Here is a 15,687-nt window from a genome sequence, read left to right as displayed (position 1 = left end):
AGACCTATAATTAACTACGTAAATTAAAATGACCAGCTTCGCTAAATTGGCTTTGCTGGTCGTTTCTATTAGGCTATCTACAATATTTAAGATTTGCGCTATTTAAATTATTACTTTGTTTCTGCCTCTTCAAGCCAAGCTTCTGTTTAGGTCGAAACCTTTAAACGTACGAGCTTTGGAAAAAAAACGGATACAAATACACCTTCTGTACACACTAATTTCAGGAGGTGATTTTAATGGCGAACAACAATCAAAACTTTAACTCAAAAACTCCAAATGCCATGAGCCAAGAATTTGGAAATGAAACTGATGTAAATCAAATTAAACAACAAATCCAACAAGCTGAAGCTAAGAAAATGCAAGCTTCTGGTTCAACGAATTCGATGAGCCAAGAATTTGGAAACGAGACTGATGTTAATGAAATCAGACAGCAAATTCAACAAGCTGAAGCTAACAAAAAATTTGCTTCTGGTCAATTTTCAAACGAAAACAATACAAAGTAAATTTACTCATCATCAACAACCGGCAGCCTTTGCCGGTTGTATTTACATTCTTTCTTAAGAATCCTCCCGCAAAGCTATTGTGGAATCTCATCACTCAGTAAGCTTTTTGAAGTATAAAATGAACTCCACATTGTTTTTCTCTACTAAAGAAGCTGAAGAGATTTCAAAGTGATTTTTGTTTTTTATTATAACAAATACATTTCTTCTTAGATCCTTTATTTTAGAACATCACGTCCTAGTTGAAATAATTAAAAAGTAATAAGTAACATTACATTACATACATTAATATTGGTGCCTCGCACGCACTTTTTATAGGCTGTGGCGTTTATTGAAAGCCGCAGCTTTTTTATTTTTGTAAGACGAAGAACTAGATAGTCCAAACATGCGAAGCAACAAGCAAAACCCGTTAATGGTACAATTATTTTTTATTGAATAAAAATAGGCAATTGTCCTAAGTTAAAGGGTGATTTTGCTCTGTTTGAAAAGCTTGTTTCGGATTTACCAGATAAACGGAATTAACTTTTTTGTTTTCATTTTATACACTGTAAATTGTTCACCATACTTGCTCTGTAGATAATCGTCTGATTTTGGAATATATCCAAATACAAATACTAAAATTAGACCAAGTGGTATAAGTAAACTATAAATATTGTTAGAGATGAGCGCTAAACCTAATACCCAGAGGCAATCCCCTAGATAATTAATATGAATCGCATATTTAAATAATCCTCCTGTATATAGCTTTCCTTGATTAGCTGGATTGTCTTTAAAAGGCTTTCTTAACAGCTCTGAAACGGTGTTTAGCATACTTCCTCCTACAAATAATACCCAACCTAAAATAAGTACTATTACATTTGGATCTTGATTACTAGTAATCATTAAGATTGGGAAGCCTAAATAATAGATCCCAAAAGCAATACTGTTCATGATAGCTTCTTGCCATGCTATGCCTCTAGTCAACCATATAAACATCATAGCCGTTAATCGTAAAGCTGTAATAATCAAAGCAATAAAAAGCCCTAGTGCAATGCCTGATTTGTCATAAGTAATGAAAAGTAAATAATATGCAATGACTAGATAGATAATTTCAGCAACTACAATCAAGATTTTTTCTTTTATCGTTTGCTGGTTAATGCCATACATTGTATTACACTCCTTCAACTATTTATTGGATAGGAAAATATACTTCTACAATATTATTTCCCTCCGATGTACTATATGGATTCGTTTGATAAACTTCAAACGGCGCTCCATTCAGATTATAGTTATTATCTTTAATCCATATATGTAGCTTTGTATGAACAGACGGTAACTCATCATAAGAACCGGTAAGCGTTGCCATTGCGCAAAGACCGGGGTTAAACACTTTTGTTTCATTTGTGGCCTCTTCCAAGGGAATTGCTATTTCTACATCATATTGTTCTGGTACATATTCTGAGCTATGAAAAATGGCAAGTGGTTTCGCAATAGGTGCTAAATTTGCAAACAAAGCTCTACTCAATAATTCATTAAAGTGTAATAGAAAATCAGCGGTATTAATTTGTTTTCGTTGAGATAATATATGAAAGGTCAAGTGATTCATAAGTTTAATCTCTATTTTATCTAAGTAACCCATGATATGTTCCGCTTTATTTAAGCGTTGAATATCAAGCTCTAATTTTTTTAATAGCGAACAATAATCAGTTATATGTTTTGTTAATTTTTCTTGCTTGGTTTGCATTTTAGCGTTTAAAAAGTCCGTATCTTCCAAATTTGCTAAAATAACCTTAATTTCTTCAAGCGAAAATAAATAGTTTTTTAATCGCGTAATCAAAAGAGCCGTTTTTAATTGGGAAAGATGATAGTAGCGATAGTTATTTTGACTGTCTATGGAAGCAGGCTTTAAAAGCTCAATTTCATCATAGTATCGAAGTGTCTTCAACGTAAGATGTGATATTTTCGAGAATTCACCAATTGAAAGCATAATAATCACCTCCTTTAATAAATTACTTTAAATATAATGTTTCCTGTAAGGGGAAGGTCAACAAATATAGCTATAATTTATTACTTGCGTAGCTAGTGTTCGATAAATTTTTTACTAGCTGCTGCCTGAGCTTCAAAAAAATGACCAGGTACTCCTTTGAGTGCCTGGTTACTTTTGTTTAGAATTTTTGTATAAATAGGCTTCCATCAGATTGAATCTCAGCATAAAACACTTCTTCTATCTCTTTTATATTGGCCTTGCTTAATTCATTTTTTAACCAACCTCTGCGGTTATAAGCGATACCCATCCTGTTTTCATAAGCATCAATCTTGCCATGATTAAATTCACTCCCATAATTTATGTATAGTAGCAAAACAATTCGATTGTTTATAATGATAATCATTATCGTTTAGCCTGAATAGATAGTATCCCAAATTGGATGACATAATCAATACACATTCACTACGACCGGCTTTATACAAACTCGACACTTCCGTATAAACGAAAAACAATAAAACATACATGAACCAAACAGACATCATGACCTTTTGCGGTTCCTCTAAATCAAACTCATCTCGCTCTGGATGTTGTGGCTCTTTCTTTTTAGGAGGCGCTTTAGTTTTTTCCATAATTAACCTCCCTTTCGACAGAACATTTGTTTTTATTATTTCAGAACAAATATTTGCGTTTTGACAAGTATTAATTTGTGGAAATAAAGCACGATTTTAATTAAATTTTCGCCATAAAGTAATAATTTAGAGCAAATAAAACATAACGATTTGGTCTAAATGTATCTCTTTGCTGAATAATGTAAAAACAAGGAGCGTGATAAATTGGGTTTTGACAATTTCAATAGAAGTGAAAAGGAACCTACTTATAAAAAAAAGACAAAGACGTAGATAGCAATATTAAAGACGTTTAGTAACAAGATATAGACTAAAATGTAAAATGCATATAAAAAAACCTCCATACAATTGGAGGCTTTTAAAAATGATTTTATTTATAGTTATTAATTAATCTATCATACTTAAAATGGATCATAATAATGATCATGATAGCTGTAGTAAATTGACATACTCTCACCCTCTTACTATTAAAAAATACGCTACTCGGTGTGTGAGTAGCGTTACTGACCAATATGAAATAATCTCGTAAGAGGTTAGGCTCCTACTTGTTATTAAACTAGCTGTAAGTTCAATTATTTTTTAACAGAAGTTTTAAAATATATTTTGTAAACTCTTCAAATGAAGAATTTTTTCCACGCTGGTTATACCACTTTCGAATCGTTTCTACTAACCAAAACGGCACTGAATTTCCATCTATTAAATGATAGTATTGCTCATATCCTTTTTTTAAATGCTCCCATCGATGATCATTACCTTGTAATGTGTATTCAGAAACATCAATTATTTTTGCCCTTCCATTTTGTAGTAAAATATTTTTTAAATGAATATCACGAGGGTTAAGTCCCTTCATCCGAACATATTCTCTTGCTTCCTCGACTTCATTTACAACCTGTTTTGGAATGTGAATACCTTGAAGAATGCAGTCAAAGAGCGTTTTTCCTTCTTCGTAACTTAAAACCAGGTATTCGTTGTATGAAGCAAAACATGTTGAAAAGTAAGGTGATTCTTCTAATACTTGATAAACAGTTGCTTCAATTTTTACTTTGTGTACTTTGTCTTTGGCATATATTTTAAATGCATAAGCCGGGGCGGAAAGAGACTGAAAAACAGCTGCATCTGTACCAACACCTATACACTTCAAATCATCAGCCTCACCACATATGGTTACCGGCTCGTTATTTGGATTTGAAAAAACTTTTATTTTAGAAAGAGAACCTATAGCTTTGTCCCAGTCGTTTTCCATATCATCTCTCCCATCATTTGCATTGAAGAAAACTACACTATCTAATTACTTTAGTAGGGATTCAATATCGCTCTTAACAATATTCAGTTTATACATTGATCTTTAACTACATCCGTTAAATATTAGGTGGTACTATCTTTGTACTTTTTTCACCACATTCTAAATATCACACTTAAATCTCAAGTTTCCTACACTTTCTCTTAATTTTAAAACGTTGGGAACTAATATAAGTTCCCATATACATTTCTCCTTATGGAAGTATACTGCTTCGTTAGCTGCAGAAGAACCCGTTCAACCCTCTTACCCTTCCATCAGTAATATTTACCCTTAACCACCTTCATTAAAAACTTTCAAAGTGATTTGATGTGGCTCTATTGTCAAATCAAGTGGTTCATCAGTATTCACAATAGAACAAATTGTTCTTGCGGAGCGATAACCTCCGCCAAATTAGCCCAATAATCTTTTGTCGAATTCAAACACAGAGCATAAACAACTGCTTCAAAACCCATTCTAGTAAGCTGTGGAACAAATTTCTCATAATGATTTATTATATAGTTTGCACCTAGCTCCAGTTGCCAAAATACGTGTCTCTTGTCTAGAAGGACTAGGAGGTATTAAAGCAACTAATCGATGCAAAAGAAAAGGAATTACAAAATGATTCAACACAAAAGCCCAGGCTCAAAATTAATTGAGTACCTGGGCTTTGTCTTTCAATAGTTACAAGCAAATCAGTCACTATTAAAAATTACTTCTCCTGTTTTCTCTATCTTAATAAGTATAGGTTTATTTTCCCCTGTTCCAATTTCAACATATTGATTATTATTCAACACATCTCTAACTAGTGCTACATGGTATTCTTGATATTTATCATCGTCAAGTTCTAACCCGTTATTGGAGTCGTAGAATGTGTCGATTTCACAAATACTAGTCTTTCCATTTTCCCACGTAATTTCTAATTTTGGCTTTGATACCCTTTACTCAAGCAACTTTAAAACAGCATTGTCATAAACCAATTCCCATTTCCCCTCTCTTAAGGTGCAGATGGAACAATATGAGCGCCTGTTTTACTAGAATGTATTACACCATTTTGAGTAGTTAAATAATGATTCGTTTTAGAATCGAAGTAATCACCGACATAGTTTTGTAAGATAATATCTATTCTTTTTAATGATGTATCTTCAAAGTTTACTTCATTTATGTCAGTAAAGTAAGTATAGTTATAACTGTTTTTATACTACCGCCTTTTTTCACACTAAGGAAATCAAAAAATGATAATTTTGGGGTACATTTTGGGTTACATGCTTTTTCCTCCTTCCCCCTCTCTCTCTATTATGTAAAAAAACTAATCACTTAATGAACTACAACAAACATTGATATATCAACGTTTTACAACAAAAAAACACCCGTTTTGTAAACGAGTGTTTCGATTCTTTTATGACAACCACTTCGGTGGTGTGTTTTTTTCCCAATAAATATCGCCTAGGTTATAGTGTGCCATGAAGTCGTCCTCGACGCTGTGATAATGGAAGTTGTAATAATAGCCTTCCTGCGGTCTTTTTTCAGTACGTACATGAAAGCGGATGACATCTGATCCTGTGTCGTTATTGATTACATTGAAAATTTTCTCACCATAATTACCACTTGGCTTTTCAGAGATGGTTAAAGATGCTAAGGAGTGCTCGTCCAAACTAGCGACAGTCATGGCAATCGCCTCCTCCATTTTTGGGAAGATGATGTTGTCAAATTCATGGCTAATTTTTGGACCAATTTTTGTACCAAACTTTATGTATGATTGCTCTCTCGCTGCATCCATAAGCAAGGCATTATAATCAATTTCTTCCTCTTGAATATGAATCTGCTCGTCACTACTATTATCAGGCTCAGCAGCTAGAGCTGTGTTTGTCCCCGATGCAGGACCGATAGATGCACGGTTCGAAGGATTTTGATCAAATGCTTCCCATATTTCATGCGTTGGCGTAATTAAACCAAATGTTAAAAACGCAACCATTATGACAATACTTTTTTTAACCCACGTTTTCATTCAGTATCACCTACTCTTTATGTACAAATTGGTAATTCTCCTATTATTATATACGTTCTCGCCATTAAAAGGTTTCATATTTCTATAATTCATTGTACAATATTTATGAATAATGTGTCGGTTTTTTAAAGGAGGTACAAAGCATGAGCATCGCAATGGGTATTGGTCTTTTATTAATGTTAGGTTACTTATCATCTTTATGCTTCACGGACTAATTTTTTTATTTTGTAACAAACACTTTATTAAGCCCTCAAAAGCCTGTTATATGCAGCTTTTGGGGCTTTTCATTTTTCTTTACAATGCATATTAACGCAAAATAATGCACACAGTTGGGGCTCGTTTTGGGACTATGTTGGGGCTTATTGGGGCTAATATAATATTAATAATTCTTGGCGGCGTGTAAGCAAAATTTCAAATTTAGTAATAAGTATTAACTCAATTTTAAAAAAACCTGCTATATGTATGTAGAATATTAGTATTTATACATAAAAAAAAGCTGCAACGTCGTCGCACGTTACAGCTTAGATATAGATTTTAAATATTCATATCTTTAAGGAGTTGGGTATAGGGAATAGTTTTCCCCTATGCCCATATTACAAACTTTAAAAAATATTCTACTGTAGACTATGTACCCAGCAATAATTTGATTATTTTCAATTCGCATGGATTTCGCTACAATTCCTAAGACTTTTACACAATTATGCATTTCGTAAAAATTTTGCTGAAATGAGGTTTTCATACAATGAAAATTAAGGATACGATTTTCTAGCAATTTTTTCAACATTTGCTCCTTCCCCAACCCTTTAATTAATCATTAACCTATATTAAAAGGCTTCGTTGAACAATTCAACAATTCTCGGGTGTTTTTGAAAAAAAAGCGACAATTAGGTCGATAAATTGAGGATGAAAGCAAAGATTTGCGTAACTTACTATACGCGTATCATGTATTCTGCATAAATACTCTTGATATTATCTGGCACTGGCACGCCTAACTCTTCCTGTAACTTTTGCTGGATCATATCAAAACATTGTGTACAATCTTGTTTTTTATTTTTCTCGATTAAAAATTGCAAGAGCAAAAACATGTATTGCTCATTATATTCATCGAGCTCTAGCATTTTTTGTAGGCAATCTAGTTTGAGTAATGGATTAATTTCATTCGTATCGGCGATAAACATTTCTAATAACTGTAATACGCTTTGTTTTAAGCGAATTTGTATTTGAATCGCCCAATGATATTCTTCCTCCGCTAAAAAATTATCTTCATAGCAATTTAATAATTGTTGAATTGCTTGTTCATCATAATGCTCTCTTTCTAACAACTGTACTAGTTCCTCATAATCACTATCAATTTCGATATTTAATTGATAGTGATTATTTACTAATAGAATCGGATTTTCACTACCATTTTGCTTCAAAATTTTGCGTAATAGATAAATGGATGTATGTAAATTAGGCCCAGCTTTCTCTAGCTCCGCTTCTGGCCATAATTCTTCCATAATTACAGTATTTAATAGCGGCTTATTCCGATTGAACCATAAATATAAAAACAATTCCTTTACTTTTCTTGTACGCCATTTCACAAGTTGCTGTTGGACATCTAATAGACGAAAGCTACCAAAAGTATGTGCGTACATATGTAATTCTTTTTTTTTAGATTGCATTTCTTGCCGTAGACTAAGTACCTGTTGTGCTTTTGTCACCGCCTTCAATAAACGGTTCTCTCGAACTGGTTTTAATAAATAATCTGTTGCTTCTATGTCAAAAGCATCTACAGCAAACTTTGCATGGGCTGTCACAAAAATAATTTGAATACTTGGATATTTAACTAGTAACTTTTTAGCAACTTGCAACCCATGAACGTCAATCATCTCCATATCTAAAAAAACGACATCTACTCGTTCTTTTTCAAAAAGAGCAAATGCATCTCTTACATTTGTATACGTACCTTTAATGCAAATCGTAAATTGTGTAAGCTTTTCTAGCATAATTCTTAACACATCTATTGCCATTTTTTCATCATCAATTATGACTATATTCACTATGCATCACCTTCTGGTAATAGAATAATAACAGTAGTTCCTTTACCTTCTTCACTATATATACGCAAACTGGCATTTCTAATAAGCTTAAATTTTTTCAACGGATTCGTAAATCCAATACGTGAGTTTTCTTCATTTACTAATCGTTGCAATTTTTCTTCTGAGATACCGATCCCATTATCATAAATTTTAATACGTATAAATTGACCTTCTCGTTGCACACTCACCTCAATAATACCACCTTCTTTTTTCTTCGAAATCCCGTGAAAAACTGCATTTTCAACTATAGGCTGAATTGATAATGCTGGAACCCAAGAATGAATGGACTCATCAATATCATACGCAACTGTAAGACGATCACCAAAGCGCATTTTTTCAATATAGAGATATGCTTTTACTAGGTCTATTTCATCTTCTATAGAAACCATGCTGTTACGATAATGGACATTCAGCTTTGCACGGAAATAGGTTGCTAAACTGTATAACGCCTCTCGTGTATTTTCTATATCTGTATAGCTTAAGCCGATAATAGTATTAAGTGTATTGTAGACAAAATGAGGAGTTACTTGCGCATATAAATAATTCATTTCATCCTCAATCGCATCAATGGAAGATTGTCGAACTGCTAGTAATGACTGAATACGCACTAGTAATTCATCCATCGCAATCGGTTTTGGCATATAATCATTTGCCCCAACTTGTAAAGATAACACTAAATCTGAATGCTGCATAATTGCTGTTAAAACAATAATCGGTAATTCCAACATATCGTATTGCTTTCGTACTTGTTTGCATAATTCATAACCTGACATACCATTCATCATTAAGTCGACTAACATGCAATCTACTTTATTTTTCTTTATATAATCCATCGCATCAAAACCATTATCTACCCCAATAACGGTATAGCCTTTTTGAATTAATGCGTCCACTAGTACTTTTATATTCACATGATCATCATCAACAATGAGTATGGTTTTGTCATTTCCTTTATGCAATAATGGTAAATCTAGCTGTAGGAAAGTATTTTCTGCTCGATTGCCCATCTGTTGTTGTGTTTCAAGATCTTGTTTTTCGAGTGTAGCAAGTGGCACCGTAAAAGTAAAAATTGTTCCAACACCTAATGTACTTGTTACATGAATTTCTCCATTTAACTGTTCTACTATATTTTTTGATATACTTAAACCTAAGCCAAGTCCCCCACTATTTTTACCTTTCTTTACTTGATAAAAGGAATTAAAAATTCGATCTAAGTCTTGTGATGATATACCAATTCCAGTATCGCTTACTTGTATTTCCATATAATTATTACGTACACTAGCTAAGACTGTAATTTGTCCATGTTTTGTATGTTGCAGAGCATTATAGAGTAAATTATAAAGCACTTGTTTCAATCGTAATTCATCTGTATACATATGGGGTAAATTAGAATCTACTGCACTCATTAATCTTATGGATGTATCACTCGACATTATACTACGAATTTCCTCAATTACTTCATCAATTACGCTTATCGGAACAACACGAGGGATGACACGAACTTCTTCGGTCATATGTTTCGAAGAAATCAATAAATCCTCTACTAAATAACCTAAACGTTGCGCGACATTATGTATTAAAATGACATTTTCTTGTTGCTCACGCTTTAAAGGTCCTTGTACACCTTCCATTAACGATTTGGATATATTTAAAATACCATTCAAAGGCGTACGTAATTCATGAGATGTTTTCAATAAAAACTCATCTTTCATTTGATTATGCATCAATAGCTCTTCCGATAACGCTTGAACTTTCTTAAAAGATGTATTTGCTCGGAAACTAAGCAGAGATGCAAAACTATATAGTGTAAAAATAAACAATAATTGCTCACTATAAACTATAGGTATATCAAAAATGTAATACATTACCATTAAAAAAGTATAACAAGTAAGAGATACTAAAAGAATTAGAATATACTGTGAACCTTCTACACCTTTCATAAGCACACGTAATAGCACAAACACATTATAGAGCCCAACCGGAATAAAAATTACTGCAAAGATTATTTGTGAAAGAACTAGATTTTCTATTGGGATAATCATACTATTTTTTGTAATCGGGTTGTAAATCCCATATATAAAAAAAAGTAAACTTAACAAAATACTAATAATATAAATTGCTTTTTTCCTCATAAACTCCGGATACAAATAATAGAGAAAAAATGCTAAACATGCATCGACAAGTGGTAAAATCCCTAATTGTAAACGCACTTGTTCATTTATAGTTAAAGATGTAAAAATAAGGAAAAATATTTTTTCATTAGTAAATGACATGTACAGTCCGAATAATATAGTGAATAACCCCAAAAACAATTCTTCTTTACGCTTCCGATTTTGACTATACGATATAATATAAATCGCACCGAATACAATATAACCAATACATACAAAAGATTCTGCTAAAATTTTCATGATAAAATCTCTTTGAATAGCTTCCTTTGTTCCAAACTCAACAGGAAAAGTAATACCAGATTTTGGATAATTATAATTTCCGACATGCATTACAATATCAAGTATTTGACTCTCACTATTTGCAAACACTGTATATTTATCATCATTTTCGAACTTAAAGTCCTTTAAGGTTTCACTCGGATTTCCCATACTACCCACATCTTCTCCATTTATGAAAACACGGTTAGATTGGCGAATTGAACGAATGTATAATCCATATTCCCCTTCAATTGGTACATTTATCTTAATATGATATGTTCCTATAGTAAGCCCTTCCTCATTTGGTTCTACAAAACTATTCCATGTAGCCGGCACCTCAATTGGTATTCTCTTGCTCGCATACGCGTCAAGTGAATCACTTGACGATATTAAGATATTTGGATAGAACGCCCATTCTCCATCTAATTTTAAAATAGTATTTTCTTGTAGTTCTTTTTCTTCTATCATAACTATCCCATTCTGCGCAATCCGCTTACTACTACCAACAAAATAATCTTCATTGCCTACAAAAAATACGATAATAAATAGCATGATAATGGTCACAGTAATGCTAATATTTTTTTTCACTATCACGCCTCCCCTACTTGAACACAATTATGTATAACATCAAACTATCAGTTTGTTAGAATTAAATCCATTATGCAATATGACTTTCACCTGTATTTCTAATATCGGTCCCCTTACGCATCCTATCATAGGTCTATTAAACAAATTCTGAACATACCATATTGTAAATGCATCGTCTAGTATGGATTACTATCACTGATTTTAAATTATTATTATCACTCCACTCTTTTTAAATATGCAAGCAGGCAAAGGAAATCTGTAGCCTGCTTGTTGTTTATTTAGATAACTGCTCTGCACTGTCTTCATTTATATAATACGAATGATTTTTCGCTGCTTCTTCAATCTCTTTAAATGCCCAGTGCGTTGCTTTCACATCTGGGAAACTTGGCGTTGCAACACCGTTTAATGGACCACGTTCGAACATACGGTTCATCATTACTACTGCCTTTGCACGGTTAAATGTTGGTCTGGCGCGAATGCCTAGACACCAATAAAAAGTTATATTTTCTTCCTTTGACTAAATATTGAACAGTATTATAGGGGCTGACTAAAGTTTTTTAGTTAATAGAAATAAAACACAATTTTTAATAGGCTCACTGTCTGTTAAAAGCATTAATAGACGTTCAATCCCGAATCCTCAACCAGAAATTGAAGGCACTCCATATTCCATAGCCAATAAGTAGTCTTCATCTTCCGTTAAATGAAAAGAATCCTTTTTGAAAAATGATTGATCAAAACGGATTCTTTCTTTGTGAAATACTATGCATTTTTTATTAAAAAGTTTGATCATCTTCTTCTAACGTGGTGTTGATTTGAAATTAGTTTTATTAAAAAAGCTCCACAAACCCATATTATATGGAAATGTGAAGACTCCATTTTGAAAAAAGTTTAATCAATATGGAGTCTTTTATTAGAATCTGCATTTAGTTTTTATAAAAAAATCGTTCAATACTCATGATCATATCAATTTTAACTTTTACTTAGACCCAACCTGTTCTGTGAAACTAAAAGTCTTAGACTAGAGTCGTTGAGTTAACACAACGTTTTTGAATTAAAAAACCATCAGCTTCTTAAAAATAAGTTTTAGACTGGGTCCAATAAATAAAGCAGCGATAGTACCATTTTCATGGTAATATAGAACCTTATAAATCAATGATAGTTAAGAAAGAAGATTACGATGAACTTTATGGAAAGGGAAAAATAGTAGAAAAGAAGAAGGCACAGTTCTTTTTCAAGAATTGCGCACCCGTTTATGGGAGATTATTGAATTAATAGTTATCATCACAAGGGCAAACTCAAAGTAACTGTTCTTACATTAAAGCCCATTTTTTCGTACAACTTAATAGCTTTGTTCCCTGCAAAAGCACTTAGACGCACTTCAGAGTATCCACCTTGCTTTAAATGGTCAATCGCTGTTTTCATTAAATGTTTAGAAATTCCATGTCCTCTAAATTCCTCTATAACAAATAGTTCATAAATAAATCCATTTAATTTATCTGTAAACTGATCTTTACTTTCTCCTAAAAGAATCCAGCCCATTAATTTATCGCCTTCTGCTGCTATTAAGTAATAGCTTCCCTTATTCAGAAGTGTTTTAACTAGTTGTTCGACTTTTTCATTAGTAGGTTTTACTTCACCTAAAGTGCCATCAAAAACTGCTTCTGGAGAAAGTGTCAAAACCTTTTTAAGTTCCGAATCGGTAGGTTTTCGAATATCCATTAATTATATCAGTCCTTTCAATTTTCTTTACCAGTTTAGCACAACACCAGACAATATATTCCAACCTTATTCAACTAAATGGCTCTTAAATGGAAAAAGACACATTCCTTATTAAAGAAATGCGCGTGATTGTAGAAAATCCTTATCAGACTACAGCACCCGTCGTATTATAAGGTCAACCGGAGAAATCTGGTTGACTATTTTTTATTCAATTTATAGATTGATAGTAGCCGGAGTAGAACGGAAGCACCCGTGGGACTTGATCCCGATAACTAAACTGTTCGCCCTCTACTTGTTAACACATGATTAGGCTGGTTGGGACATTGCGATCCCGTATAACAAGCGAAGATATGAATGACAAGGTAGATAGAGGTTACTGGTCAATCCACTTCATAAGGAGGAGATAATTTATGAATCCAGTTGTAGGTCTGGATATCGCAAAAGGTGAAAGTCAGGTTCAAATGTTCTTGGATAAAAAAATACCCTATAAAAACAGTGTGAAAATCGAACATACGGTGGAAGGACTTAAAGAGTTACACTCTTATATACTAGATTTAGAGCGTCAAACAGGGTTAAAACCACCTGTTGTTTTGGAATCAACGGGTCACTATCATACCCCTGTTGTACAATTTTTAGAAGCGAGAGAATACGTCGTCATTATCGTAAATCCCCTTGTTTCATACCGAGCCAAAAGCTCTCGTTTACGAAAAACCAAAACAGATGCCATAGATGCTTATCATTTAGGTGAACTATATTATAAAGAGGATTTAGAACCTCAGAAAAAGCGCGGTATTCAGCTGTTAAATCTTCGACATCTCACAAGACAACATGAAAATATGACAGGAATTATGGTTCAAACAAAGCTACAGTTTCAAGCTGTATTAGATCAAGTTTTCCCTGAGTATAAAGGAGTTTTTGGTGATTTGTACGCTGAGATTTCATTAAGGACTTTACAGTCCTTCCCTACATCTGAATCAGTACTAGAGGCAGGTGTTGAAGAAATCGCACAATTCATTGATACACATTGCAAAGCACGTTCGTTTAATTGGGCACTCGAAAGATCGGAAAAATTAATCGGAGCTGCAGAACGCAATCCATTTCAATCAACTCTTTATCAAAGTCTTCTAGTCAGTTTGAATATGTATAATGATTTACTTCAAGTGTACCACCAACAACTTTCTACGTTGGAGCGTGAGATTGATGAGCTAGCGGCACAACTTGAAGAATATGAATTACTCCAATCAATCCCCGGTATAGGTGAAAAAATCGCTGCCACGATTATTTCAGAAATCGGAGAAATTGATCGGTTTAATCATCCGAAAAAATTGGTGGCTTTTGCGGGACTAGATCCAAGAATATTTGAATCAGGACGCTTTAAAAGCACAAAAAATCATATTACTAAACGTGGTTCAGCTAGGCTTCGCCACATGCTTTATACAGCTGTTCGTTGTTCTATTTGAGATAGTCGGAAAAAGAAAACAACACCTGAAACTATAGCAAGAAATAAGCGATTACGAACTTTCTATGATTTAAAACGAGAAGAAGGTAAACCATATAAAGTAACTATAATTGCTTGTGCTAATAAGCTTTTACACTGGATTTATGCCATGTTAAAAACGAAAACATCATTCCAAGAAACTATATAAAAAGAGAATTTTCAAATACAACAAAATCCTTCCAAATTGAATTCGGAGGGTTATTTGAGTTGCGCTTTTTAGTATAGCATGAAGTGTTTTTTAAATTAAAAGATTTTTATTGACAATCTATTAGCTGTTTTAGTTTAAGTGTGATATTTCACAAATTATTAAAAATTATTTAATTCTAGAAAGTCATCAGTTTCCATAAAACCAAACTTCTTATACACTGGTCTACCCATTTTTGAAGCCCCAAGCCAGATTTGTGAAATACCTGAAGTCTTAACTTCATCAACTAATTTAGTTAACAGCTTTGTTGCGATTCCTTGCCCACGATAATTTTCATTAGTATACATATTTGTGATATAAGCCTTTTTTCCCGTCTTATTGGTGTAACAAGGTGGAAATTCATAAAAAATTACTGCACCACAAGCTATAATTTCTTCATTATCTTCCACTAGCCATTGAATTAAAGTACCATCTCTTAGTTTATTTTTAAAGAAAACATATAGTTCTTTATCAATATCTATATTAGGTTCTATCCCCTCATCAACTAATTGCTTTTTTCTTAACTCGACCAATTTATCAATATCATCGACATTTGCTTTACGATATTTCAACTTCTCACAACTCCTTTATAAAATTACAAATGACCAGCTCCATAGCATAATTAATTCTTATCATTTTACCATTGATTCTTAAACTAAACTTCTATTAAGTTATTTAAAGACCTGCACCGTTACTTTAATAAAACAACTCCCCAGTAAAGAAAACTCATAGTAAAAATACAAAAGCAAAAAGAATAAGACTCATTTATCACCCTCCTACCCAAATTATACCATTGTCTATAGCAGAGAATA

Annotated in this window: 12 protein-coding genes and 1 pseudogene; 2 read left to right on the top strand and 11 right to left on the bottom strand. The window is 32.9% G+C overall.

The window, feature by feature from the left end:
* Positions 1 to 236 precede the first annotated feature (236 nt).
* Positions 237 to 503: a gamma-type small acid-soluble spore protein gene (locus tag MKY88_RS10360; RefSeq protein WP_069481153.1), complete on the top strand. Its 267-nt coding sequence runs from the start codon at positions 237 to 239 to the stop codon at positions 501 to 503.
* Between the two features lie 498 nt (positions 504 to 1,001).
* Here MKY88_RS10360 and MKY88_RS10355 read toward each other — a convergent pair whose 3' ends face one another.
* From MKY88_RS10355 to MKY88_RS10315, 10 genes are all read right to left on the bottom strand, one after another.
* Positions 1,002 to 1,646, bottom strand: a complete 645-nt coding sequence (locus tag MKY88_RS10355) for a DUF1295 domain-containing protein (protein ID WP_328203417.1) — start codon at positions 1,644 to 1,646, stop codon at positions 1,002 to 1,004.
* Positions 1,647 to 1,668: 22 nt separating this feature from the next.
* A complete protein-coding gene (locus MKY88_RS10350) occupies positions 1,669 to 2,466 on the bottom strand; it encodes a MerR family transcriptional regulator (RefSeq protein WP_340813560.1) in 798 nt (265 codons plus the stop codon).
* 344 nt (positions 2,467 to 2,810) lie between these two features.
* Complete coding sequence (locus MKY88_RS10345; RefSeq protein ID WP_328203411.1) at positions 2,811 to 3,095, bottom strand: hypothetical protein; 285 nt, start codon at positions 3,093 to 3,095, stop codon at positions 2,811 to 2,813.
* A gap of 565 nt (positions 3,096 to 3,660) precedes the next feature.
* Positions 3,661 to 4,335, bottom strand: coding sequence for a serine/threonine protein kinase (locus MKY88_RS10340; protein WP_340813559.1), 675 nt, complete (start codon positions 4,333 to 4,335; stop codon positions 3,661 to 3,663).
* Between the two features lie 1,030 nt (positions 4,336 to 5,365).
* Positions 5,366 to 5,488, bottom strand: coding sequence for a polymorphic toxin type 50 domain-containing protein (locus MKY88_RS24560; protein ID WP_419182584.1), 123 nt, complete (start codon positions 5,486 to 5,488; stop codon positions 5,366 to 5,368).
* A gap of 279 nt (positions 5,489 to 5,767) precedes the next feature.
* Entirely contained in the window at positions 5,768 to 6,376 is a 609-nt protein-coding gene (locus tag MKY88_RS10335; RefSeq protein ID WP_328203403.1) for a YpjP family protein, read from the bottom strand.
* Between the two features lie 929 nt (positions 6,377 to 7,305).
* Complete coding sequence (locus MKY88_RS10330; RefSeq protein WP_340813558.1) at positions 7,306 to 8,418, bottom strand: response regulator; 1,113 nt, start codon at positions 8,416 to 8,418, stop codon at positions 7,306 to 7,308.
* Positions 8,418 to 11,474, bottom strand: a complete 3,057-nt coding sequence (locus MKY88_RS10325; protein ID WP_340813557.1) for a hybrid sensor histidine kinase/response regulator — start codon at positions 11,472 to 11,474, stop codon at positions 8,418 to 8,420. Before MKY88_RS10325 ends, MKY88_RS10330 begins: the two co-directional genes overlap by 1 nt.
* Positions 11,475 to 11,748: 274 nt before the next feature.
* Positions 11,749 to 11,910 (bottom strand): hypothetical protein, encoded by a 162-nt coding sequence (locus MKY88_RS10320; protein ID WP_328203384.1) that lies wholly within the window; start codon positions 11,908 to 11,910, stop codon positions 11,749 to 11,751.
* 845 nt (positions 11,911 to 12,755) lie between these two features.
* On the bottom strand, positions 12,756 to 13,193 hold the full coding sequence (locus tag MKY88_RS10315) for a GNAT family N-acetyltransferase (protein ID WP_340813556.1): 438 nt from the start codon (positions 13,191 to 13,193) through the stop codon (positions 12,756 to 12,758).
* A gap of 410 nt (positions 13,194 to 13,603) precedes the next feature.
* Here MKY88_RS10315 and MKY88_RS10310 point away from each other — a divergent pair.
* A pseudogene (locus tag MKY88_RS10310) lies at positions 13,604 to 14,839 on the top strand (IS110 family transposase).
* A 158-nt stretch (positions 14,840 to 14,997) separates the two neighbouring features.
* On the opposite strand, the gene MKY88_RS10305 reads toward MKY88_RS10310, so the two are convergent.
* The gene (locus MKY88_RS10305; protein WP_328203380.1) at positions 14,998 to 15,447 is read right to left on the bottom strand and encodes a GNAT family N-acetyltransferase; all 450 of its coding nucleotides are present in this window, start codon (positions 15,445 to 15,447) and stop codon (positions 14,998 to 15,000) included.
* Positions 15,448 to 15,687: the final 240 nt, after the last annotated feature.

Origin of the sequence: Lysinibacillus sp. FSL R7-0073 (assembly GCF_038009065.1) — a bacterium.
Lineage (GTDB): Bacteria > Bacillota > Bacilli > Bacillales_A > Planococcaceae > Lysinibacillus > Lysinibacillus fusiformis.
The sequence above is the reverse complement of the archived record's forward strand: the minus strand, read 5'-3'. Positions and strand labels throughout refer to the sequence as shown.